Source organism: Chryseobacterium sp. 2P (assembly GCF_059579425.1).
Map to the genome: position 1 here is coordinate 2,628,788 of NZ_CM184194.1, position 25,884 is coordinate 2,654,671.

General features: G+C 33.6%; 20 protein-coding genes. 5 read left to right on the forward strand and 15 right to left on the reverse strand.

The features are described 5' to 3' along the window. Window positions 1-14 precede the first annotated feature (14 nt). Entirely contained in the window at window positions 15-2,276 is a 2,262-nt protein-coding gene (gene ccoN, locus AC52CF_RS11990) for a cytochrome-c oxidase, cbb3-type subunit I (protein ID WP_496517141.1), read from the forward strand. 219 nt (window positions 2,277-2,495) lie between these two features. Continuing rightward, window positions 2,496-3,953: a cytochrome c oxidase accessory protein CcoG gene (ccoG, locus tag AC52CF_RS11995; protein ID WP_414847018.1), complete on the forward strand. Its 1,458-nt coding sequence runs from the start codon at window positions 2,496-2,498 to the stop codon at window positions 3,951-3,953. 884 nt (window positions 3,954-4,837) lie between these two features. Here ccoG and AC52CF_RS12000 read toward each other — a convergent pair. Genes AC52CF_RS12000 through AC52CF_RS12020 form a run of 5 tightly spaced genes read right to left on the reverse strand, consistent with a single transcriptional unit; the run spans window position 4,838 to window position 9,613 of the window. Next, window positions 4,838-5,194: a hypothetical protein gene (locus AC52CF_RS12000; RefSeq protein ID WP_496517142.1), complete on the reverse strand. Its 357-nt coding sequence runs from the start codon at window positions 5,192-5,194 to the stop codon at window positions 4,838-4,840. Window positions 5,195-5,207: 13 nt separating this feature from the next. Beyond that, window positions 5,208-5,615, reverse strand: a complete 408-nt coding sequence (locus AC52CF_RS12005) for a hypothetical protein (protein WP_496517143.1) — start codon at window positions 5,613-5,615, stop codon at window positions 5,208-5,210. A 23-nt stretch (window positions 5,616-5,638) separates the two neighbouring features. Beyond that, window positions 5,639-7,228, reverse strand: coding sequence for an efflux MFS transporter permease (locus AC52CF_RS12010; RefSeq protein ID WP_496517144.1), 1,590 nt, complete (start codon window positions 7,226-7,228; stop codon window positions 5,639-5,641). Next, entirely contained in the window at window positions 7,229-8,287 is a 1,059-nt protein-coding gene (locus tag AC52CF_RS12015) for an HlyD family secretion protein (protein WP_496517145.1), read from the reverse strand. A 3-nt stretch (window positions 8,288-8,290) separates the two neighbouring features. Next, window positions 8,291-9,613 (reverse strand): TolC family protein, encoded by a 1,323-nt coding sequence (locus AC52CF_RS12020; protein ID WP_322924642.1) that lies wholly within the window; start codon window positions 9,611-9,613, stop codon window positions 8,291-8,293. Between the two features lie 129 nt (window positions 9,614-9,742). On the opposite strand from AC52CF_RS12020, the gene AC52CF_RS12025 reads away from it, so the two are divergent. Together AC52CF_RS12025 and AC52CF_RS12030 are read left to right on the forward strand one after the other, a co-directional pair. Further along, window positions 9,743-10,534 carry an AraC family transcriptional regulator gene (locus tag AC52CF_RS12025; protein ID WP_062676471.1) on the forward strand — a complete coding sequence of 264 codons (792 nt, stop codon included), beginning with the start codon at window positions 9,743-9,745 and terminating at the stop codon, window positions 10,532-10,534. A 542-nt stretch (window positions 10,535-11,076) separates the two neighbouring features. Next, a complete protein-coding gene (locus AC52CF_RS12030; RefSeq protein WP_496517146.1) occupies window positions 11,077-12,255 on the forward strand; it encodes a tyrosine-type recombinase/integrase in 1,179 nt (392 codons plus the stop codon). On the opposite strand, the gene AC52CF_RS12035 is transcribed toward AC52CF_RS12030, so the two are convergent. From AC52CF_RS12035 to AC52CF_RS12045, 3 genes are read right to left on the reverse strand one after another with little or no spacing between them, the layout of a single operon-like run. After that, entirely contained in the window at window positions 12,252-14,117 is a 1,866-nt protein-coding gene (locus AC52CF_RS12035) for a hypothetical protein (RefSeq protein WP_496517147.1), read from the reverse strand. The genes AC52CF_RS12030 and AC52CF_RS12035 overlap by 4 nt on opposite strands. Further along, window positions 14,117-16,126 carry a hypothetical protein gene (locus AC52CF_RS12040; protein ID WP_496517148.1) on the reverse strand — a complete coding sequence of 670 codons (2,010 nt, stop codon included), beginning with the start codon at window positions 16,124-16,126 and terminating at the stop codon, window positions 14,117-14,119. The genes AC52CF_RS12035 and AC52CF_RS12040 overlap by 1 nt, the downstream gene beginning before the upstream one ends. Window positions 16,127-16,128: 2 nt before the next feature. Further along, entirely contained in the window at window positions 16,129-20,733 is a 4,605-nt protein-coding gene (locus tag AC52CF_RS12045) for a phage tail tape measure protein (protein WP_496517149.1), read from the reverse strand. A 607-nt stretch (window positions 20,734-21,340) separates the two neighbouring features. On the opposite strand from AC52CF_RS12045, the gene AC52CF_RS12050 reads away from it, so the two are divergent. Beyond that, on the forward strand, window positions 21,341-21,574 hold the full coding sequence (locus tag AC52CF_RS12050; RefSeq protein ID WP_496517150.1) for a hypothetical protein: 234 nt from the start codon (window positions 21,341-21,343) through the stop codon (window positions 21,572-21,574). A 41-nt stretch (window positions 21,575-21,615) separates the two neighbouring features. Here the strand turns inward: AC52CF_RS12050 and AC52CF_RS12055 are convergent, their stop codons facing one another. From AC52CF_RS12055 to AC52CF_RS12085, 7 genes are read right to left on the reverse strand one after another with little or no spacing between them, the layout of a single operon-like run. Beyond that, window positions 21,616-21,900 carry a hypothetical protein gene (locus AC52CF_RS12055; RefSeq protein ID WP_496517151.1) on the reverse strand — a complete coding sequence of 95 codons (285 nt, stop codon included), beginning with the start codon at window positions 21,898-21,900 and terminating at the stop codon, window positions 21,616-21,618. Between the two features lie 44 nt (window positions 21,901-21,944). Then, on the reverse strand, window positions 21,945-23,657 hold the full coding sequence (locus tag AC52CF_RS12060; RefSeq protein ID WP_496517152.1) for a hypothetical protein: 1,713 nt from the start codon (window positions 23,655-23,657) through the stop codon (window positions 21,945-21,947). After that, window positions 23,632-24,273 carry a hypothetical protein gene (locus AC52CF_RS12065; protein ID WP_496517153.1) on the reverse strand — a complete coding sequence of 214 codons (642 nt, stop codon included), beginning with the start codon at window positions 24,271-24,273 and terminating at the stop codon, window positions 23,632-23,634. Before AC52CF_RS12065 ends, AC52CF_RS12060 begins: the two co-directional genes overlap by 26 nt. Then, entirely contained in the window at window positions 24,254-24,580 is a 327-nt protein-coding gene (locus AC52CF_RS12070) for a hypothetical protein (RefSeq protein WP_496517154.1), read from the reverse strand. The genes AC52CF_RS12065 and AC52CF_RS12070 overlap by 20 nt, the downstream gene beginning before the upstream one ends. 7 nt (window positions 24,581-24,587) lie before the next feature. Beyond that, window positions 24,588-24,770 carry a hypothetical protein gene (locus AC52CF_RS12075; protein WP_336689367.1) on the reverse strand — a complete coding sequence of 61 codons (183 nt, stop codon included), beginning with the start codon at window positions 24,768-24,770 and terminating at the stop codon, window positions 24,588-24,590. A 33-nt stretch (window positions 24,771-24,803) separates the two neighbouring features. Further along, window positions 24,804-25,058 carry a hypothetical protein gene (locus tag AC52CF_RS12080; protein ID WP_496517155.1) on the reverse strand — a complete coding sequence of 85 codons (255 nt, stop codon included), beginning with the start codon at window positions 25,056-25,058 and terminating at the stop codon, window positions 24,804-24,806. Between the two features lie 4 nt (window positions 25,059-25,062). Beyond that, entirely contained in the window at window positions 25,063-25,884 is an 822-nt protein-coding gene (locus AC52CF_RS12085) for a hypothetical protein (RefSeq protein WP_496517156.1), read from the reverse strand.

Genomic DNA, 25,884 nt, shown 5'->3' on the forward strand with positions numbered 1-25,884 from the left:
TAACTTTGAACATAATGGAAACACAGAATTTTTACTATGATAACACCATAGTACGTGCATTTTTATATGCAACAATAGTTTTTGCGTTAATAGGATTCGTCTTTGGACTGACTGCAGCTCTGCTTTTGTTTTACCCTGAACTGCCTGAATTCATTTTTGGGACAGATGACCAATCTATTCATATCTTGAGAAACGGAGGTATCCAAGCATTGATAGATACTAATGGAGCCTTCGGATTTGGTCGAATAAGAATGTTGCATACAAATACTGTAATCTTTGCATTTGTTTGTAACAGCTTTTTTATTGGGGTATACTACTCTGTACCTCGCCTATTAAAAACAGAAATGTTTAACAAAACATTAAGTTGGATTCATTTTTGGACGTGGCAGTTAATGGTCGTAGTAACATTTATTACTTTCTTCATGGGAATCAATACATCAAAGGAATATGCGGAACATGAATGGCCAATCGACATACTTCTTACTTTTTCATGGGTAATTTTTGGACTTAATATGTTCGGAACCATCACAAGAAGAAGAGTTAGACATCTATATGTTGCAATTTGGTTTTATTTGGGAACTTGGATTGCAGTAGCAATGCTTTACATATTCAATAACCTTGAAGTTCCCTTATCATTTACGGGGTGGAAATCATATTCTGCTTATGCTGGAGTAAAAGATGCTATTGTACAATGGTGGTATGGTCACAACGCAGTTGCATTTATTTTAACCACTCCAATTTTGGGATTAATGTATTATTTTTTACCAAAAGCGGCCGAACGGCCTGTTTTTTCGTATAAACTCTCAATTATTCATTTCTGGTCGTTAATTTTTGTGTATATCTGGGCAGGACCACATCATCTTCAATATACAGCAATACCAGCATGGGCACAAGCTGTAGGTACTGGTTTTTCAATTATGCTGATTGCCCCATCATGGGGAGGAATGCTGAATGGACTATTGACTCTGAGAGGATCTTGGGATAAAGTACGAGAAAATCCTATTTTAAAATTCTTTGTCGTTGCAGTTACTTGTTATGGTATGGCAACTTTTGAGGGACCACTACTGGCAACTAAAAACATCAACAAAATTGGTCATTTTACCGACTGGGTGATAGGTCATGTTCACCTTGGAGCATTAGGATGGAATGGTTTTATGGCTTTTGGGATGATCTACTACCTTATTCCAATTCTATGGAGAACAAAAATATGGTCTGTTAAGCTGGCGAACTGGCATTTCTGGTTAGGAACTTTAGGAATTATTTTCTACGCAGTACCAATGTATATTTCAGGATTTACACAAGGATTAATGTGGAAACAATTTAACCCGGATGGGACATTATTATGGAAAAACTGGTTAGATACAGTAACGGCAATTATCCCTTATTTTAAAATGAGATTTTTAGGTGGGTTATTTTACTTTTCAGGTGCTATCTTAATGGTCATTAATCTTACAGCTACTATTAGAAAAGGCTCTTTCCAAAAAGAAGTGCCTGCCGAAGCACCGGCCTTAGCCAATATTAGTAATAAAAGGAAAGAGGGAGAAGGTATCCATCTTTGGTTGGAAAGATTGCCCGTCTTATTCACAGTGTTATCTTTTATTGCAGTATCAATTGGAGGAGCTGTAGAAATTATACCAACTTTAATGCTTAAACAAAATATACCGACAATTTCAGCGGTAAAACCATATTCCCCATTAGAATTAGAAGGTAGAGATTTATACATCCGCGAAGGCTGTAATGCCTGTCACTCTCAAATTGTAAGACCATTCCGAGATGAGATTGTAAGATTTAATGGCAAAAACGGCCAGTATTCTAAGGCTGGGGAATTTGTTTATGACAGACCATTCCTTTGGGGTTCAAAAAGAACAGGACCAGATTTACATAGAGAAGGTGGTAAAAACCCAAGTTCTTGGCATTATAAACATATGTATAACCCTAGGTCCACATCCGCCGGTTCTATCATGCCTCGATATCCATGGCTAATAGCCAATAATTTAGATCGATCTAAAATGATCGATAAGCTAAAATTTATGAAAAATACATTTGATGTACCTTACACAAAAGCCCAAATTGATTCAGCTGATAAATGGGCCGATAATCAGGCATCTATAATAGTGAAAGATATTTTTTCGGAGGCTACAGACTTGAAAGAAGCCTACGCCAAAAGGCCACAAGGTGAACTAGAAAAGAAAGAAATTATAGCTCTTATAGCCTATCTGCAAAGATTAGGTACAGATATAAAAACAAGCGATATAAAAACAGCTGGTAACAATTAAATATACATGAAATGATTACTCAAAACTTTAAAGACATTTTAGCAAATACTGATTATGCAGGATTTTATCAAACGTTATCCATGATTATTTTTTTATTTTTTTTTTGTTATTCTCATACTTTATGTTTTCACAAGACCAAAAAAATTTTATCATGAAGCAGAGCGTGCTCCCCTCCGTGATGATCAATAAGAATTACAATTTATATATACTAACACTGAAATGTCAGAAATAAATGAAGAAGTCGTTCGCGGCGGACAGGGGCAAGTTTTAAACCCTGAGACCTATAGAGATTCTATAGGAACAATGGAACAATCAGGTAAGAGAAAATGGGTTTTTCCAAAAAAACCAAAGGGTAAATACACTAATTACAGAGATCTAGTAAGTTATACTCTTTTGATTATGTACTTTGTCATTCCATTTATTAAAATTAATGGAAACCCTTTCTTTTTGTTAAATGTCATTAATGGAGAATATTTTATTGCGGGGCAACCTTTCTATCCGCAGGATTTTTTTATTCTTACCCTAGGTGCTATTGCTTCTCTTATTTTCATTATTGTTTTTACTATTGCCTTTGGAAGAATTTTTTGTGGTTGGATATGCCCTCAAACAATTTTTATGGAATCAGTCTTCCGAAAAATAGAGTTTTGGATTGAGGGTGATCGCAATAAACAAATGAGACTTGATCGACAGGAATGGAATACTGAAAAAATTTGGAAAAGGACTCTAAAATGGTCTATTTATATTATCATTTCTCTCATCATAACCCACATTATGTTTATGTATATTGTTGGTTACGAAAAAGTGTTTAAAATTATCTCGGAAGGACCATTTGAGAACATCACCAACTTTATTGTTATGATTCTTTTTACAGCCACTTTTTATTTTGTATTTGCATGGTTTCGAGAGCAGGTTTGCACATTGGTTTGTCCATATGGAAGGTTACAAGGTGTACTAATTGATAAGGAAACTATTAATGTATTTTATGATTTCAAAAGAGGTGAAAACCGCTCTAAATGGAGAAAAGGGGAAGACAGAAAAGTTACAGGAAAAGGTGATTGTATCGATTGTTATCAATGTGTTGCAGTTTGTCCTACTGGAATCGATATTAGAGACGGACAGCAATTGGAATGCGTAAATTGTACTGCATGTATAGATGCATGTGACGAAATAATGGAAAAAGTAGGTTTGCCAAAAGGTTTGATCAGATACGCATCAGAAAAAGAGATTGAGACCGGGACTCCTTATAAGTTTACTAGCAGAATGAAAGGTTTTGCAGCAATTCTGATATTGCTGATCGGGTTCCTTGGATTCCTTCTGTCAAGCAGAGGTGATATGGAAGCGAAGTTTATCAAACCTGCAGGTAGTACATTTTTTGTAAGAGAAGGAAAAATTATCAATACGTATAATTACACATTTCTTAATAAGACAAATAATAAAAAAATTGTTACTATAAAAGTTATCGAACCGGCACATGCTGAAATTAATTATAGTGCTTCTAGTAAAATAGTCGTAGATCGTGATAAAATATCAAAAGGAACCATCAACATCAGCTTTCCAGAATCACAAATGAATCTTTCCAAACAGAATATTACTATAGGTGTATATGATTTAAATGGGAAGTTAATTGATTCTTATCAGACTTACTTTGAAGGGCCTTTTAAATTACAAATACCTTAAAAGTCATCATAGCAAACGTAGCCAATATTAAAAGTGTTTTAAACTATAGCTTTAGTCATTAATTTATCACCTATTCACACATACATTTAAAAAGATGAAACTGGATAGGTACTCTTTTTTTAATGAACTACGTTAATTTAGTTTAAAATATTTCAATAACTTGATGTAATGTCAGATTGAACAAATCGTATTTTCTCAACATAAAAAACTTGTTTTAATCACAATATTCCATACTCATCAACAAAGAATTAGATACTTTTTTTTTAAGATAAAACAAAACATATTCGCATTGTTTATAACTGTTAAATTACAATTCTTTACCAGACAACCTGTTCAGTAATTTGTTTTAAAGAATCAAGACTATTGTTCAGTGTACAAATTTATTTGTGTTTTGTCATAAACGAAAAAGAAATTTTGATCATTGTTTCGATTGATAATGAAAAAATAAAAGTCAAAAGAATTAATACGCAAATAGAATTTTGATATAATAGCAGAATCTAGATCTTTATGCAAGATCGTGATTGAAAAGTCAAAATTTTGTTTACAATATCTACAAACTATTGTTTCAAAGGTCAAAGACTTGATGGAAGATGAAAATCCGTTTTTACGAACAAAAACACAAGAAAATTGATTCATATAAAAACTATAACCTGTCTTCTTATATGCCTGTTTACTATCTTAGATTTTTTTTGAAAAGTAGCCCATAGTAATCCACCGAAAAAATAATAAAAGCTATTCTAAAAATTTCTTAAGCTATTAAAGGCTCAAAATATAGAATAACTCTTAATTTATTCACTTTCGGTCATAAGATTGCATTACGCAATCTTATGATTAATTTTAATTAATTTGTTGAAAATTAATCATAAGTGATACTAAATTAATTGTTAAAATATTTTATTATTATTTATTCCAAAAACATAATTTCCGAATTTCTCTATTCCTTTTCTAATTTTCTTGAACAATTCCGAGAACTCAATAATGTTTTCATCTACGCGAATTGAAGTAGTTATTCCTTTTATATTGTTATTTGAATTTGATATTGCAAAAACATAAATTATTTCAGAATTATCGTCATAACATTTATATATTTTATCAACTTTGAACCCAGAAGCTGGAATTTCAGAACCTTCTGTTTTAATATTTTTTATTAAATTTAAATATTCCGTTAGTTCATTTTGTAAAAGATACCCACTGTCTAAGAGTTCTGATATAGTTTCACTAAAAATTCTTATTTCCTCCATACTTGTTTTATTCTTATTCCCAGGTACCTTGCATCGAAATACTTAAACTCTCGTTTTCAATTTCCATATCAATAGGGAAAACAATTTTATAGTCATCCATATCAATATCACACCTTCCAATCAATCCTGAAATCCCGCCCCAAAGCTCCAAGTGATATTTTTTTCCGTATAGGTTCATATTTGGTGAAGGATACATTTTTAGAGTTGCCGGCAATGGTAATGTACTTGGATATTCTTCAGTTTGCGCAATCGACTCTGGTAAATCATCAGAAAAAGCTTTTATATACAGCTTTTGTTCGGGTAGATTCTTTGAATATTCAAGAAGCTTCACTGTTTTCAGATGAAAAGTATTGTCATCATTATTACAGGAAAAGAGACCATTTAATATCAAAAGACTAATTAATATATGTTTTAATTTCATAATATAAGTATTAATTAAAAAGTTTAAGCCGGTGAAAGTCTTCTGGATCTGAGATATACACGAGTCCTATTAACATACGGGAATATTGCAATAAGCACCATAATGATTAATAAGAAAATAGCCATCATCTCATAATAATCCATAGCAAAACGGATCTGTGTTTGAGTACTAAGATTTTTAATAAGTAATTTCTCAGAAGCTTTAGAAGATATTCCCTTCAGCATACCTTTGGTACTAAGTTTTGTATTTTGCTTATGCAAAAAGTTTTTTACCATAGGATCTATTTTTGTTAAATGATCCTGAAAAGCATTATAATGCATGCTTTTTCTGAAAAGCTCGAAATAATTTATAATAGCAATACTTACAGCATAACCAAAATACCTTATAGCTAATGCAGCAGCAGCAGCAGATGGACCTAACGAGACTGGTACAGAGGCAATAATATAAACAATTGTGGGTACCATAATAAAACCTACACCCATTCCCTGAAGAAATAATGGTAGAAAATAATTAAATTCATCAGCTTGTATATCAAAAAGATAATACATCCTTACGTGGAAAACAAACAATAAACAAAATCCTAATAACCAAATATTTCTGATTCTTTTTTTCTGCAGAATCATCGCAGCAGAAATGATAACTCCAGCTATTATCCCTAAAATATTAAAAACATTCATGTAAGAGAGGTAAAAAGGATCAAACTTCAATACTCCCGTGAAATAGCTATTGGTAATACCTGACGCAAACCGACAGATATACATAACAAAAAGCACAACTAAACCTACTTTACAATTTCGATAAGAAAAAATACGTAAATTGATATAGGGTCGCTTCAATGATTTCTGACGAAATATAGAAATAATTAACAGAATTATAATAGCTAATACACTACCGGAAATCCTGACATCATCAATCCAATAGTACTCTTGTCCAAATATGGTAATATAACCTAAAAGTGACAGAATAGCACTGTACATTACAAAGCTTTGCCAATCCAATTTGTATAAAGGAAATTTAACGTGTAACCGAGATGAATTCATTCCTGTTATTATAAACAGTAAACCCGGAAAGAAGGAGAATATTGCAGACTTATAAACGATGTTAAAGTTGTAAGAATCTATTAATTCCGCGGTAACCAAATTGTTGAAAGGCAAAGCACAGAGCAAAGTTCCAAAAAATACTGAAAAACCAATTTCTCTCGCACGTTCACTTTTCAACCTTGTAAACATTAAAGATAAAGAGATATTCACATTGGATGCAAACAACATTCCTTGTATAAACCTTACGGGAAATAATATATAAACATCTTTTGTAATGTAACATACCAAACAAGCAAGCATTTGCAGAGTAGTAAAAATTATAAAATATTCTTTCGCAGCTAGAAAAGTAAAGAACCTTCTTTCCAGAGAATAAAATCCTACGTATCCGGCGTAAAAAAGAGCCACTGCAAACTGCATATCTGCGGGTTCACTTCCATAATAGCCTGCTGCTGCATTGATGTTAGCTAGAGGAAGAAAGAAAATCACAATTCCAGGTAGGGTCATACTGAAAAGTACTATTTTCACCATCCAGTCAGGAATCCAAGATTTAAATATTGGGATTGCTGTCTTCATTTAACTATGCTTTTTAGACGCAAATACGTTAACATTCATACCTACCTTTAAAACATCTATTTCTTTCCTCGAACCATCTACTCGTATTCTTATGGGTATACGTTGAACAATTTTAACATAATTACCTGTAGAGTTATCAGGTGGGAGTAACGAGAAACTAGAACCCGTAGCAGGTGAAAGAGAAATAATAGTTCCTTTAAACTCTTTTTCAGGATATGCATCTGCGATAATTTTTACTTCATCACCTATTCTCATATCTTTAATTTGAGTTTCTTTATAATTTGCAACGACCCATTTATCTGTATCGTCATTTACAATAAAAGCAAGAGTTTCCCCTGCATCAATCATTTGACCCACTTCAACTGTACGTCTTCCCATTCTGCCATTATAAGGAGCTGTAATGTACGTATAAGTAACATCTAATTTATGTCTATTTAGCAATGATTTCAACCTTTGAATTTCAGCCTTTACAACATTTCTTTCTGCGCGAATATCTTCTATTTTTGAAACTGATGCAGCGTAGTTTTCTTGAGATGATCTATATTCACTTTTATCTACATCAAGTTGTGCCTGAACTTTTTCGACTTGTTGTTTAGTAGCAGATTCTTCATTATATAGTTTCAGATATCTATCATAATCCAATCCTTGTTTCCATACCTTCGCTTTATTTGCGGCAATCTGTGCTTGAGAAGAATAAGCTTCATTTTCCAATGTATTAATTGTACTTCCTAAAACGACAAGCTGAGCCTCAGCTTTTGCAAGAGATGCTTGTGTTTGTTCTTGTTGAAGAACATATTCTCTATTATCAATCACCAAAATTGTGTCTCCCTTTTTTACGTTTTGATTTTCTTCAAACTTAACATCAACTATAAAGCCTCCAGCCCTAGAAATAACAGGATTAACATACTCTTGTATTTGTGCATCATTTGTTTGCTCATATTTATAATAATCCATTAAGGATCCTCCCCCCCAAACTATAAGCCCCAAAAGAATTAAACTTGCAATCCACCCTGTAATTTTAGTAACAAATCTATCAGTTACCGTATATTTTTTTTTCATGATTTATAAAATACCTATTATATTTTGTAGTAAGTAATATTTATTTTGTGCCATTATTTTTGCTGCTTCAAGCTCGAACTTTGTCTGCAGAAGTTGTACATCTGCATCTAACAAATCTGTAATTAAAGAAGTCTGATTAAAGTAAGTATTTTTAATAATTCTTGCATTTTCTTTCGCATGAGCCTGATTAGCCTCAGCAACTTTTATCTGTTCTAAAGCCTCCTGATACCTCAGGTAAGCTTCTTTTACTTGTTGTCTTACCTTATCTTCGGTATTTTTATAACTTTCTTCTTCTTTTTCAAACTCTATTTTGGCAGCTCTTACCTTATGGGTATTATGATAAAAAGATGATAAATTGAAAGATGCTCTTAACCCTATTACCCCCAAAGAATACCAATATGGATTGTAAGGAAATAAGAAAATTTGTGGATTTGCATAATAAAATTCTCCATACATTCCAATTTTGGGTCTTACATTAGCTTTAATTTGATCTATTTTTATTTTACTGAGCTCTGTTTTGTGTTCTGAAATGTGATAATCAAATGAATGTTCTAAGGCCGTTTTTAAATATTCTTCGTAGGAGGTGGTATTGTTCCAAATGTAAGTCGGTTCGTCTGGAACTACAATTTGTTCGTCAGGAACTCCAATAATAATATTCAGTTTTTGAGTAGCAATAAGAATATCATTTTCTATCGTAATTAATGCCATTTCACGTCTGGAGAGCTCAAGCTCTATTCTCAAAACGTCACTCTTTAGTACAACACCGTTTTTTAATAAGCTACGTATTTCTTTCAGCTGTTTTTTTTGGTCTTCAATATCCTCTTTTATAAGTTTTCTGAAAATTAATATTTTTTGTAAGTCTAAATACAAAGCAGCCGTCTTGTAGTGAATATCAGAAACAGTTTGCTCTCTCTTAATTTCAGAAATCTCGTGAAGTATTTTTTCTTCTTTAATTTGTAGATTAAGTTTATTTCCATTATAGAGATTAAGATAAAAATCAGCACCTGCTCTGTAGAGTGTATGTATTACTTCATGTTGACTTGGTTTTGAAAATAAGCCATTTTCATAAATCGGTATATTGCTTGCTTTTTCTGCACTTCCTTTTATCTGCACTTCGGGAAGCCGCTCCGCTCTAAGATCTTTTACTTCTTCAGCAGAAATACCCACTTCCAAATGTTTTATCTTAATATCGCGACTGTGTTCCTCTGCTTTGTTCCAAGCGTCTTTTAGTGAGAGTTTTAATGTGTCTGCATTCCAAACAGAACTCTGGGCCCAAGTCGAAAAAGTTATTCCAAACATTAGAAATCCAGTGAGATAATTTTTCATTGAAAATTTTAGAATCATTGTATTGCAAATCTACATTATTTACATAAAAAAAATTTATCGACAATAGTCATTCTTTTCATGATTCCGGCCAAATTCATTATCTTTGTTATCAATAAATACAACATTAGTATGGGATTAATTAATTCACTACCAGATATTGATAAGAACGATAAAAGTGTATTTGTAATGCATGAAAAATCTGAAAAATTGATCCCGGTTCATAGACATACCAAAGGACAACTTAGTTATGTTGAAGGAGGTATCGCTTATATTACTATAAATAATCGGACATATGTTGTTCCCGCAAGACATTTCTTCTGGATTCCGCAGGGTTTGGAACATATTTTACAAATTGGTCATTCTGCAACAGTATTACGATCATTATATTTCTTTGCTCATGACGATTTGTCTGATCCTTTTTTCAGTCGTCTTGGTATTTATCCTGCCACAGAACTTTTAATACAAATGATCAAGTATACTGAAATATGGGATGAGAGACATGTAATATCTACTGATGAAAATTTTGAATTTTTAGTAGCATTAAAAAAAATTCTACCCAAAACCCATCAACAACCCTTGCCCATTATTCTTCCTGCCACCAAAAACAAGATGACTAGGAATATTGTTTCTTATCTTGAATGTACAATAGAAGAAAAACACAGTCTTGCTAGTATAAGTAAAAAATTTGGATTGAGTGAACGCTCTCTATCGCGTCTTTTTAAAACAGATTTGGATATTTCTTTTCTCCAATACTTAAAAACTTTAAGAATTATTAAGGCCATTGAACTTCTTCTTAATACAAATAAGTCCATTAATGAAATTGCATATAACGTGGGTTATAATTCTGTAAGCTCATTTAGTGATACTTTCCGCGAATTTACCAGATCGAGACCTTCAGATTTAAGGAAATTAAATAATTGAAATACTATACCTGAAAAATATTCAAAAATAAAAATATTTCAACGGACAGTACCCTGCAAATAATTAAATTTTAATAAGACATTTTTAGCATACTCAATATATTAACTAATTCTTCTTTTTTTGGGAGTATTTTCCAGGTAATATTTCAGAAATTCTTTCCAAATCTTCCACCAAATGTTTCGATATTTCTTCGGTTATGGGTACAAGACCAACGCAGCCAAATGGATATTTATTATTCCATTGCTGATTTTTAATGATTCTTAGAATTAAATTGCTTTAGATAATAACTAAAAGAAATTATTTAATAAAAATGAGCTTTGCAATTCTTTTTTAATTTGACTCAAACGAACCAAATCATCGATAAAAGTGTTTGAAGATACGCTCGTCAAGGTCACAAAAATAACAGGTTAACTATTAAATCAAGCTTATTTCAGCATCTGAAGTACTGTGATTTAGGAGTTAACCTGTTTTCTTTTATCCTTTTGTCACAAAGTTGTCACAACGATTCCGGCCAGTAATTTTAATTTAAAAACATTATTAACATGGCTCAGAACAGACCTTCATTTCTTGTCACAAAGCTTGTCACAAAAAATAAATTTATGACAATCAGCACACATTTTTACCTAAACAACTACAAAAGAAAAGATGGAAAATGTCAAATTTTTTATGACGTTTCAATTAATAAAGAGAGAGAAAGAATTCCCACTGGTCTTTATATAAAACCAGAATATTGGGATAATGAAAACAGAAGAGTGAAAAAAAAGTTTGATACTGAAGATATCAACCTCTCACTTGATAATATGGATTCCAAAGCTACAGAAATAAAAATACAATATAGACTATCTAAGGGCTACTTTTTAGATATCAAGACCTTCAGAAATGAATTTTTCAGTAAAACACCCAAATATGATTTTATATCTTTTATGCGACATCATATTGAACAAGTTGCTACAAAAGAGCCTACAAAAAGACATGCGAGGTCTGTACTAAATAAACTCGAAACTTACAAAAATCCTCTGCCTTTTAACAATATTACTTTAGGGTTTTTCGAAGATTATAGAGGTTACCTTTATAAAAACGGCAACAAGCATACTACAATAGCAAGCAATATTAAAACAATCAAAAAATATCTAAATCTTGCTAGAAAACATGGACTTTTTATAAATTTCGATATGGATGACCTAAAAGTAGGTTCAATGACTGGCAATAAAACAAATCTAAGTATTCGTGAGGTCGAAATTCTAAAAAATTATTATTTCAGCGATGAAATAGATCCTTATCATTCGCTGAGTTTAGGATATTTTTTATTTGCTTGTTATACGAGCTTGAGAGTTTCTGAAATTCAAAAATTAAAAAGATATGACCTTAAAGGAAATGCGATAACATTTGCTTCTGAAAAAACAGATAAAAACCATACTATTGTTCTTAACAATACAGCAAAATCAATTGTTGACAGATTACCTGCATTGTTTGTTGAACATTTGCATCCAAATTATATTAATAGGACTCTAAAAAATATAATGAAATTAGAAAAGATAAATATCAAAAAAAATGTTTCGATGCATACAGGAAGGCATACATTTGCCACCAACTTTCTTAGAAAAGGTGGCAATGTAAGAGATTTACAACATATACTCAATCACTCAAGCATACTTACAAGCATGATTTATGTTCACATTGTAGAAAAAGAGTCGAATATGGCAACATTCATTATGGATTAATTAATAGTTTCGGTGACAATACTAACCTTATAAGTATTGTCACCGATTTTATCTTTATTCATCGATACAATCAAATGAATATTATTATAACAAAATTGTGAATCTTTAATATTTACCAATCCAAACTTTTCAGCATTTACTTCTCTTTCCCATTCGTATTGATATCCCCTAATTCGTCTTCTCAGCCAGGATTTCCAATTCTTATCAAATAATTCCGGATGAGCACATCCGGGAACATTTTTAGAATTATTCTGTCCATTAACCAATCCATCATAAAAAACCAATGCTAAGACATCCATAGAATCTTTTTTTACTATAGCAGTAGCCACACTATTATCTTTAGGCTTAAGCACTGGAAGAGGATATCCATTAACTTCAATTTCCTTTGTATCTTTATTTTTTGAACCATTGATCTTAACCCCTTTGATATCATATAAAATACTATCCATTTTATAGCCATCATCCAAATCTGAAAATTTGTGAAGAAATGATCTTTTCTGCAAAAAGGTTTTCTTGGGTTTTTCCACTTCAAATTCTCTAAAATCGTTAATAGAAATAGGCTCTGAGTTACCCAACCGGTTCATATAAATTTTTGTTCCGGATACTTCCAGGTCGTAATTGAACCAATTTTTAATAGTATTAACGTAATCTCCGAATGTCATGTCCGGAACAGCCTTTGATAAATTGATTTCATTTAAATTCATAACAACTCCATTATCTTCGTCAGTCGCATTTTCATCAACAAGAACATCTGAAAAAAGGTGAAAATCCATTACATTATAATCTGAAGCATCAGGATCAAGCGGAATGAAATAAGCATAAAAACGAATTGAATTATTAGCGGAAAGATTTAAAGGGACGGTTTTTTCAAGACTTATTGTTTCTACATAGCTATTACTCCAATATTTTTCGAAACTGAATACTTCTGATCCATTTATATAAATCTTTAGCCTTACAGTATCTCCCGGATTGGTTTTATAAGTAAAACTTCCCATAATTTTATAATTACCCGGTTTTAAAGCCCCTATTGTTTTATCATAAGATCTTTTGTAGGCAGTATATGCGCTGTTACCAATGACAAGCTGTGTTTTTTCACTAGAATCGAAATCCATTTGAGTATAAACTGCAGACAAACTTATTTGAGATTTTTTAGTAAAAACTTCCGTTCCGGAGAAGACCCATCGATCCTGCAAATCCGGATCCGTTAAAATATCTCCTAACAATTCGTAACCGGCATCTCTAAAACCTACCTTTAAGAGATATATCGGATGTGGACAAGGGTGAACAATATTTACATTGAAGATATTACCACTACTGTTTATGTAATTTCTTTTGAATTTACAAACACCATTTTCTATAGTACTATCATTATAATATCCGTCGAAAGCATCCCACAAACCACTATCTGAAGAATATTTTTTAGTAAAAATTCTAGGGAAATTATAATTGATTTGAGGCCATTTCTTTAAAACACAAGCTTCGGCAAATGCATATATATCTGAAACTTCAAACTTCTCAGTCGGAAGCTCGCTGAGTTTCTTATCAAAATTGGGAATTTCCTCAAGTCCATAATCTATCTGGCCGGTGAGAATATTACCTTCAACATTCTGAATATCAAGTTTAGCCTGAAAGGTTTTATTTTCGTGAAAAAGATATCCATCTATTGAAGTTTCCAGATCCTTGCTTTCATGACTTACATAATCTCCCAATGTATGATAAAGTTTATCATCAATATTAACCTCGAACGGGAAAAAGAATTTAGTAAATGTCTTATCGCTCATCATGGAATTTTCTTCCTGAGTACTGAATTTAACATCTGATAAATCCAAAACAAACTTTTCTGTATAAAACTTAATTTCCATTATTCTAACAATAAAAATTCTAAATCAAACTGAACTAATTCTAAAGAGGAATCCTCTTCTACCAATTTCTGAGTAATGAAAAATCCACGATAAACAACACCACCACATTCAAGATAAGATAATCTGCTTTCCACAATCTGCCCGATTTCCGGGACACATTTCTTTACAACAAAACCAGTGTTAATATTCCAGATCGTAACCTTTTTAACATCATATTTTTCCTGTAATGAGGTGATTACACTCTGACTATAAATCTGAGAATATTCAGGATTCTTTTTAATGTGACCTGTGAAGAAAAATGATTCGGGACATAGGTTTTGATTCTCATATTGTATATGAATGAGTTGCGGTCCGTTATTCGGAATCGTATAATAAATAAGCTGCTTATTGTCGGCAATTTCAAAAATCTTCTTTTTTGGAAAAATTATTTTATTTTCGTCATCTTCAATCTTTACTCTTACTATCAGTCCATCTTCTAAGGCATTTGGAGCTGCCATTGATATTTTTTCAGAATCAAGTAATCCTTGAATGTAAGAAAAAATATATTTAGACCCTATAACTCTTTGTTTCACTAAATTATCGGAAAGCAAAGGGAAAGCTTTAGGCTTTTTACCCGGATAAAATTTAATCTGCGAAACGTTATCTGTGTGAACTACATTATAATCCACATCCAGCTCCTCTACTAAGATTGAGACTTCAGCGGGATACATCCAAACTTTATTATCAAAAACATTTGGCTTTTTAGGCTCCATAAGAACAGACTTTTTAAGTCGTAAAAAATATTGATGAATCTTTTTTCCCAAATCGAACGATGCTTTGTCATTGAAATATGGAACCACTAAAGGAACAGTCATTGTTACGATTTCAATCTCAGTTCTGAATTTTATTGAGAGAGTAGATCTTACAAATCTTGCTAATAATTCCCTTCTGTTAAAATTAAGTATTTTATCATCCAGGCAAAAATTATATAGTTCCAAACCTGTAAGATATATGAAACTGATTACATTTAATTTTACAGGTATTATTTTTGTTGAGGAGGATCCGAAACTGATAACAATATCTCCAGTAGCTTCTCCCACCGGAAGAATGGCGGAATTTAAAGTAGTCACAGTAATATTGGTAGTTCCTGAGCCAGAATTCGCTGAAAAAGTTAACCAATACGGTCCCGATATCGTAAAAGGAATATTGTATGGATTAATTATTTTTACAACATCAAATTTTGTTTCAGAGTTAACCTGCTGTAATGTGAATTGCAAAAAGTTAGGCGATACGAGCAGGTTTGAATTTAAAACAAAAAGCTGGATATCAAAAGTCTTAAGCTTTACTGAAGTTCCCCCTACAATATTTTTAAATATATAAGAACTGATATTATATTCTCCTTCAATTGGTAAATTTGAATTTGTAGCTAAAGGTGTTTTCGGCTCCAAAACAAAAGTATCATTGATGATAGGATTCTTATTTTTGAAAATTTCAAGATTATTAAAAAAACCTAAAGAGGCATTATTAACGTTATCCAAAATATTAACGTTAAGATCTCCTGAAAGAGCGTCAGACTGGCGATCAAATATAAGCGTATATTCCGCTTTATCAGTAGAGATATTATCTATCTGACCGTTTACATTAAGATCAAAGTAAACTGATCCCGAATTCAAAAGAATTTCTGCGCCACCACTGATTCCATAAAGTGTAACAATAATATCTACCGGATAGTTTCCTTGAGAAAGACTGCTTAAATTGTCAAAACAGGCAAAAACATCCTGATTCCAGATTCCGGAATTTTTTGTAAAAAAATCTATGGTATTCGTTCCATCAGAAAAGTAAACAACATCCAAAGCCGTATTACCAACATTAGCAACAAGCGTAATTTTATAATTGGTATATCCCGGACCGTTACGGTAACAGTCTATATTAATTGGAATATTGGGAGGAAAAGAAGTTCCAATTTCCCAGTCGACACCCGTCGTGAGAGATTGTACAAAAAAAGAATTTATAGGGTTAGTTAATGGCATATTTAATGTTGGTTTTTAGTTCGTAAATCTTCATATTCATCGGTCATATCTTTGATATCCTTGCCTGTTCTTGCCGATTTTTCAAAGACTCCTTTTACTCCGTATTTTCTGAGTTCGCGAGTAGCTTCAGTATTTTCTTTGATAAGATCCATCAGCTTGATGAGCATTTCATCATTTCCGGAGCTTGTAACTTTAGGATAAAGCCCTTCTTCGAAACCTTCTACTCTTCGGATTTCATTCATGTATATTCTTTGAATTTCAGGATCTATTTTTTTCATTGTTTTACCGGAGACCACCAGTTCCGGCATTGTAGCTCCGGCTTCACCAACCAACATGGTTGGTTCATCGTAAACTCCAGTTTTGGAAGTCCTCTTACGCGCTTTAAAAAGCTTATTATCTTGGCTTCGCAAAACCGGATAAAAACCATCTTCTGCACCGGGGGCAGCAGGAAGAGGAGTATTTAAAATTGTTGCAATTTGAAAAGCTCCTAATGCTGCAGCCACTCCCGTCATAACAAGTCCAAGAGGAAAAAAAGGCTGAGTCTGAGCAGCATTGATAACCATCATAGCTACTCCTGAAATTGCTTGAGCGATTTGCATTGCCCTTTGACGCTTAGCTGCTTTATACTCTAATTCAGCCTTTTTTCTATCTAAATCAGTATCAATTAATTCTGTTTCTTTTTTGTATGTTTCCTGAGATATAATTCCGGCATCCAATTCAGATTTTAGTTTTCTTTTTTTCTTATCACTAGCAGCTTCCATTTGAGCAAGCATTTTCTGTTCGCGAGCCTGAACAAAATTTGAATATTCACTGAACATTTCTCGCGCTACAGTTAATGCAGCTCCTACTTTTTGAATTTTCTCCGAAAGATTATCGGTATTGGTAAATAGAGCTTTCCATTGATCGGCAGTCATACCAAACATATCCGCATTACCACCACCAAATGATTCTAGCTTTCCACCTAACTTTTTATCTTCAGTTTTTTTAATTCCCGCAATTTCAGCCATAAGAGATGCAATAGTATCTCTGTAAGCCTCCATCTTCTGAATTTGTTCATCCGTAAGATATTCCGGATACATTTCGGCTAAAAGCTCAAAAGTCTTAACCTGCTCTTGTAAAAAGGCAACCTGTTCTTCAAGCCTTTTCTTCTGGTAGTATTTTTCGATCTGAGATTTGCCTTCCTCCCAATTGGTAATAAGATTTAAGGTAGACTGAGAATATCCCTGACTTTCCAGAAATTTTTTCTGTTTTTCAACAGTATCGTATTCTGCAATTGTGCTATTTTGCTGACGTGTAATTAAATTCTGTGACTCCTGAAAAAATTCCTGCTGTTTTTCAAAATTTTGCTGCAAATATTTCTGATCAACCAATAATAGCTGATTATTTGTTTTTTCTTTCTCAGCGACGATGGTAGCATCTAATAAATTATTACTTTCAATCCATTGTGCCTTAATTTCAGTAAATTTTTTCTTTACAGCATCTTTTTCACGCGCAATGATTTTATCAATGTCATCAAAATCAGATTGTCGATATTTTTGCTTTTCAAGCTCAGCGAGTTTTTTCTCACTTTCGGAGATTATTGTCGCCAGTTCTTTGGTGTAACCTTCTTTTTGTTTTGCGGCAAGAGCAGATTGCTTTTGAGCCTCTAATTCTAGTTCTTTCTGATCATAATTTTCCTGATTTTCAAGAATTTTCTCTCGCATTGCTTTGTATTCACGCTCTTTTCGCTCAGCTTCTTTTTCGGCATCTGTTTTTTTAGTTTTTTTCTTTTTTTCAGGTAAAGGAGTATAATTAGAAGTACTGGAAGAACCTTCCTGACCTGTCATACCAAGAAGACCATATAATTCGATTTCAAGTTCTTTTTTTCTTGCTCCTTTTGCAGTTTTAATAGCCTCTTGTAAGTAAGAAATCCTCTTTTTTTCAGCTTCATTATATTGTTGCAGAACTTTATTATTTGCGTTAATTTTATTAATAATCTCAACACCTTTATTATGTTCTTCAAAGCTTCCAAACATATATACCGCACTATTTCCTCTTTCGGCACTGTAACTATATTTCTTTCTTAAATCATTTCGATCTCTCTGTTCTTTTTCGCGTGCCGCTGCCCCTTTGATGTATTCAAGCTCCAAACTTGCATTTTCATTATACAGGCTTTTCTTTGCTTCAGATCTTGCTTTTACACGGGCAGAAATATCAATTTGGCGAGCCAGTTCGCTGTAAACTTCTGCTAATTTTGCCGTAGCCCTATACTCTTTATCTACAGTACCCATAAACTCAGGATGTAGTTTGATTAATGCTTCATAAGACTGTTTACGGATATTTTGAGTAGAATTTTCATCTTTCAAAACACTTATCAGATTATCTACACTGTCAGTGTATTCCTGTACAGCAGTTTTTCCTTTCTGAACCATCATTTCAAGATCACTCTGATACCTATGAGATTCCACATATCTCTTTTTTTCCGCTTCCCTAGCCTCTTCAATACTATCTTTAAATAACAGATAAGCAGTAACTGCAGCCATTACTAATGCTACAATTGCACCCCATGGACTTGATTTTGTTACCGCGTCCAGCCTTTTTTGTGCAGCTGCCTGAAGATTAGTAGCGCCGGTGAGTTTTCCTATTGCCAACTGGCTGTAGCCAATTGATATGTTCCATAGGTTTTGAAGTGTAGTAGAAGCTTGAGTATAAAGATTTTGTGCTTTCTGAACGATTGTATATGCTAATAAGCGTTCTTTTAGCTTAGCGAGGGTAAGTTCAGATAAGGCAAGCGCAGTATTATATGATACAATCGCAACGGTAGCAATAGTAAGTATTTTAATAAGAAATAATAACCCTTCTCTGAATCTCGTAACACCTCCGGTAGTATCTTCTACAACGCCCAACATTTTTCCAATGGTCTGAATAATCCAATTAAGTACTGCTGCAACCTTTTCACTTGTATAGATCTCATTCCATTTCTTTTTCAGCTTATCATAGATCGCAGAGGCATTAGTATTTACTTTGTCAAATTCTTCCTGCAATGATGTAGCTTCACTGATCGCAATATTAGAAGATTCAATAGATTTCCGGAAAGCATCTGTATTTTCGGACGCTGCCCCAATAATTGATATAACTTCATTAGAATTAAGTTTTAAACCATCAAGAATTTGGGCTAGTTTTACAGGATCCAGACCTTTTGCTCCTTCAGAGAATTTTAAGAAAAACTGTAAAGGATCTTCGTTAATCAATCTCTCTACTTCAGACTGCGTTAAGTGCATCACTTTTGCAAATCCGGCAGCTTCCTTAGCTGCGGTACGAACAAATGCAGAATATCCGGAGGAAGCTCTTTCCGCATCGATACCGCTTTCTTCAAAAGCACCACCCAACGCCAAAGTTTCAGCAATGGTAGGCTTTAATTTCTCCGGAAGCTGACCAATTCTTAGTGCAAAATCCGACATATTTTCTTCTGAAGCCGCTCCTTCGGCTCCCAATTCATTAAGTCCCGATCCAATTTGATTCAGAGCGGTTGCGAAGTCAAGATCTTTGGTTTCTTTAAATAAACCCTTTATTTTTCCGATCTTTTCTGCCACAGCTTCTACTCCTCCGGAAAATGAATCTCCTAGAGCAACATACGCTTTATCGACTTCACGGGTAAAATCCTGAATCTCTGCTTTTGCAACTCCTAATCTACCTCCTACCTCTGCTATCTTTAAGAGATCCAATTTACTTGTACGAGTGTCAAACTGTGCATAAGCCTCAGTAAGCTCTTTTACTTCCTGAGTAGTCATCCCTGTAGTTTTTGCCACTGCCGTCTGAGCATCAACCAATTCATTATTCATATCGACGATCTCCTGCATTTTCATTAGGAATCCTGCGACTGATGCTACAGCAGCTGCAATAACACCAATATATTCGTTGAATTGATCTAAGAAGCCGGATTCTTCAGGTCCATTGTTCAACTCAGCAACCCGATCATTGATAGCCTGAAGCTCATCCCTGGTCTTATCCAGAGTCTCTCCTTCTACCATATGCTTCATTGCTTCTTTAAGATCATTAGCTCTGCGAGTAAGTTGATCAATGGTCATATTCATAATATCCATTGATTTTATCTCATCATCAATCTTTGTCTTATTATCTGCGATGACAGCTTTTGTAGCCTCAATCTCCTTGCGTAGATTCTTATATTCAGCAGATGCTTTGTTAAAGCTTTCCTGAAACTTACCCTGTTGCTCTGTAAGTTGAGTAATCTCTTCATGAATTGCCTTCGAGCCTTCTTCAGCTTTTGTCTTTACCCGTTCAATCTGTTTTTCAATCCTCTCATATTCCTTGGTTCCCTGAGTATAAGCCTGCTGTTTAGAACGTAATGCCTGCACCTCCTGTACAGTAGTAGATACAGATAATGTAAGTTTTTCATTATGCTTATTGAGCCTGTCTGTTAAAGTCTTCAGAGATTTTTCCTCAGCCTTTCTCTGTTTATCTATCTCCTTTTCCTGCTGGTTCAGCTGCTTTAGCTTAGTCCCTAATGATTGATTGGCGGTCTCAAGATCAAGCACCCGTTTCTGAGACTCATCACTATTGACAATTATTTTAAGCTTTAATATCTCATCTGATATGGTTTTAGCCATCGTTTTTTATGGCAATAATACCCTGACAGAGCATCAAAGGACGTTACATCAAAAAGTTGAATGAGAACTAAATAGGCATAAATAAGCTATAATTAAAGTGACGTTTTAAGCAATTTGAGCCAAAAAAGGAGCTACAGAACCATATTTCCAGCAATTTGAGCCCTGCAACTGCGATTACGATTCTTGGCGGCGTCGGCCTCGAAGTGTGAAAAATGTTCTAAAATTAAATTCAAAAAGGTTAGATAACAGAATTTCAGTGTTTTATAAAATTTTAATTAAAATTTTACCGTTCTTTTTGTACTTTTTACTATAAAAATTGATTATTTGTAATGATTAAAATTAATCTTCTTTTCTGTGATTTTAATTATTGACAACTGCTTTATTAAGAATATAAATACTTGATAGATAGTAATTTTCAATTTAATTTTTAGCAAAAAAATTAATAAAAAAAGTGCAACTTTATAAAAAGTTGCTAAATCGAATAGACTGTAAAAGAATAAATTATTGAGGTTGCAATGAATTATATAATAAAAATTAAGATTAATTTCCAAAGTCAAATAATGGAAGTCTAAAAATTGTATATTTGAGAAACTAAAAATTTTATACCATGAAAATTACAATTAAAAACGGAGCAGAAGTTCTAGAATTAGATCTTAATGAACAAGCTTCTGCAAATTTTCCAACAGATTTAAAAAGATGTCTCGAAAATAATATCAGTCACTTGCATTATCAATTCTCGAATCAGATTATAATACTTCCAAGTGAATTTCTAAGAAATAGTGTTATTAGAGTAAATGTTAATCGGGGTGAGGATTTTGACATGGACAAAAAAACTGAATAAGCAAGATATTTAAAAAACCTCTGATAATTCAGAGGTTTTTGTTATAATTTACCAATTTCAAGCAAATAATCTTCACAACCGACTTCAAAAAGCCTTTCATATTGTTCAAAATACTGCTTCCAATCTCGATCAGGATAAAGTCTTATAATCTCAGTTTCAGATAAATCTGTAAATACAGCTTTTAAAGAAACTACAAACTGCTCAGTTTCATAAATTTGTGCTTGCTTTGCATTTACATTTGGTAATTTAACTCTTTCTTTAAAAAAAATTAAATGTTCGCTAAATTTTTCTGCAGCTATTCTTCTAAGATTTTCAGTAGTTTCCATATCACTTTGATTATTAAGTTTTTTTCAAAAGTAATAAAAAAGTTTTATTCATCAGATTCCTTCCCGGAAAACGTAGATCTTTTATTTTGATAGATTCTTAACCATGGACGACGGCAAAGCAGATACTTCAGCGCATCAGACATATTTGTTGAGAACATTGGAAGCTTTTCTTTTGGCAGCTTTTCAGAAGATTTATCCTTGTAAATTTTGGAAACTCCTTTACGGTTCTTCTTCACGATCTGCTTCGCAACATTCATCGATGAGATAAGCTGGCGGCATTGATATTTGTCAATTAATAGCTTTGGCAATTCCCTGTAATTTTCGTTCATCATAGCTTTCATGAACTTAAACTCAAGATCTTGCTCAATATTCCCCTGATTACGGGATTTCAGGTTTACCGTCCAACCGGTTGGCGTTCCATCCGGCCACGTCTCGAGAAATTTTCGCATCTCGTTTGCCCAGTCACGGCCAACATCTTCGTAAGCATTAGCGGATCTGTCGAAGTACAGATCAATTATTTTTTTCTTATGGTGTGCGAAAAACTTCAGGAAGCGCTCGCAGATCTTCTCTGTTTTCTGATTAACAGTATAAAAGTTTTTTAGAACCCGGATTGCATTTCCCTGCGTCTGCCCCACCACCATTGATATCATATTTCCAAAATCGGCACCAATTTCTAAGACTCTATCGTCCAGGCAATATTTAAGATCCGTTGAAAATGTTTCCGCATTATCTCCGGTTTTGTATCTGAAGTAATTTTCTTTAATGATCCCGTCTTTATAAATGTGACGGCTGTCGAATGCAAGATAAAACCGTTGTCCGGCTTCTACCTGAGGAGCCTGAGATAATACGGATGTATTAAATTCAATTTCACCGAGAGCAGCCAGTGCAGTTTTGAAAAAATCCAGACGCAGAACATTGACATTTACAAATGATGATGCTTTGTAAAAGAATGTAGAACCAATTCGCAGTCTGGTCTTCAGAACCGAAAGTTTTTTTATTTTGTTCTGAAGGGTCGCCAGTAATTTTTTATTCCTTTTTTTCGCTGCACGGATCGCTCCGGCGGTCAGTTTGTTCAGTTCGAGGGAAATTTGCAATAGATACTTGATCTGCTGCAGCTTCATTTCTTTTTCTTTATCCAGGATCCAGTCGTATTCACCCGGCATAATGATATTCGGATAATCCGTGGTAAAAGTAACGCCAAGATAATACGGAGATTTCGCAAACATTGTGGCATCTCCACGAAGTGCAGGGAATAACCGGTCGATTCGGCTTTTCTCAAGGTACTTTGTTTCATCACCGGCAAGATGCTGGTAAGAGTTACCGGCTCCGGAACTCGGCGTGTCCATCGAAATATAATTGAAGAAATTTCCAGTAAAAGTAGAAATGGTATGTTTATACTCGTAAGGAGTTTTATAAGGCTTTTTAAAGTGATCCGGAGGCGGCTGATCGACAACATAGTGAATACCTTCAATCCAGCCTTTACGGTTCCATCCTTCAATAATTGCCGGAACCACATTTTTAAGAAGATTGGTATAAGTATTTCCCACCAAAGCAATATAGCTATGAGGCATCTCATAGCATATATTCATCAGTCTTTCGGAAAGATAATCTGTAGTTTTTCCGGTTCCCCTCCCTAGAACTAGGAAAAGGTTTTGTGGCTCCATAAGATCTGTGATCATTTTGAGCCAGCTTGAATATCTTACTTCAACATCTTCGTAGACAGAGAGTGAATCAATTCGGACCGTCTGTCTGTTCATCATCAAAAATTTTAATCGGTAAAATCATCGCTTCCTGCTTAATTCTGTCAATCGCTTTTGGCGAAAGTTCTTTAGTATTTACGTCGATCCAGTTTTCAATCTCAGTAAGATTTTCATTTCCAACTTCGAACTGATCCATATCCATGGTGTACACCTTAATCGGTTTATTGAACATTTCTCTTGGAAGTTCCGGCGGATCTTCCTGATCAAGCTGACGAAATTTATATGCTTTGTCTGCAATTCTGGAAGCTTTCTCAAAATCTGAAGCGTTTTCTGAAACCGCTCTTGCCATCTCATAATCCTGATCCAGCTTAGAGGCATAATAATTTCTCCATGCTTTTTTGGAAATTTTCGTATCTGCGTTGAAATATTCAAATGCTTCATTATACAGATCAATAGCCTTTATACGATTTCCCTTGACAGATTCTTCAAAATTTACCAGATGCTTGATAATAGATTCTTTGGAGCCGTACAAATCGATACGGTTCATCATGCGGTAGATCTTCTCTAGCAAATTCACATAATCAATAAACTCTGCCGGAGCAGAGCTACTCTGTCCGGATTCGATCCACTTGTAAAGATCATCAAGGTTATAATCAGTCAATCTCTTCGCCATACATTATCCTTTTTCTGAGTTCCTGAAGATTTTGTGAGTTACGAAGTTTTGCCAGTTGCTGAATTGCAGTGATATTTCCTCCGGAAGCGCTTTTCGACAGTTCAATTCCTGCTTTTGCATCTACCAGTAAAATACCGCGGTCATAATGATATCTCACCCACGAATCTTCCATTTGATACTCTGTGCGCATTTTCTTTTTAGGAACATCAAAATACATCGCGATTTTATCTATGCAATATCCGGCGCCGGAAAGATCTTCCAATTCCTCCAGCTGTTCCTGAGAAAATCTCACTTCATAATCTCTCATCCTGAAATCAGTTCATATTAATATTTTTATAAGAAAAGAAAACCGGTCCTTTTTTAGGTTCCGGTTTCTTTATTCTGCTCATACTTTTAAGCATCGCCAGAGAAATCTCGATGATGGGATTATTTTCACAAACAGGTTCATTTTCCAAAGATTCCTTTAGCTCTTTAATGCTAAAAAATTTATGATTCATGGTTTTATTTTTTTAACTTATAAAAAGTCGTTTTTATACAATTTCTTCTGTACCCTCATGATCTTCTTGAAGTTCAGCCTTAATAGATAAATCTATAAATACAGAATGAATATTCGATAAGAATACAATTACAAAGGAGAACCCAACGATCATCAAATTAACATGACCATTTTCCCAAAAGTTATCATCCAGATAACCATAAAGAAAGATTAAAGCAAACCAGGAATGTGTTAAGATCGTACTAAACCATTTGGAAAAACGTAACCAAAATAAATTAGAAAATTTCATATTATTATTTTTTAGATTTAAGATATTTCTCTACCAAAGTCTTTTCATTCTTAAGTTTCGATAAACGAATTTTTGCAGCTTCAATTTCTTCCGGATCTTTACTGGTATTAATGATCTTGTTGGTTTTAGAGATATAAGATTTCAGATTATTACCTCTTGTGGCAAGATCAGCCGGTGAAAGTTTTGATATTTCCAGATCCAGATTATAATCTTCAAAAATCTCATGTTTTCCAAGAATAGTTCCGGTTTCCTCGTAATGCTGAAGTTCTGCATGGATCTCTCTGTTCATTTCAAAATCTTCAAGAACCTGGTTAGCAATTTCAAAGATTTCGTTTTCATCCAGTTCAGGATCTGCAAGCGCTGCAACTTTTTGGAAAAGCTCTTCATGGCCTGCTTTGTAATTTTCGAATGCAGTGATGGCATCACCTACCAAAATTTTAAATTCTTTAGGACAGTCTTTCGATCTCAGAAAAGTATATTTCCCGTACAGCTTCATTCCCTTTTGCGGTTCTTCAGGGAGTTCTTTCAGAAGCTCAGTTACCTTATCCCTGTTTTCTTCCATAAATCCTTCCAGAGTTCTTTCTACCAAAATGGGCGTGATAAGCTCTTCTCTGAATTTACGAATATCTGCATCCTTAATTCCGAAAGCTTTTTTGATATCATATCTCAGATTTTCCAACCCCTGTTTTGTGTAGCCTTTATTGTTGTAAGATCTTACTGAGTGTCTTGATCCCGGATTCTGCATCAGTAAAGCAAGACCCTGATTATAATCTTCCTGAGGATTGGTAATCTCTGCAACAAGATATTTTAATACGTTTTCATTCAT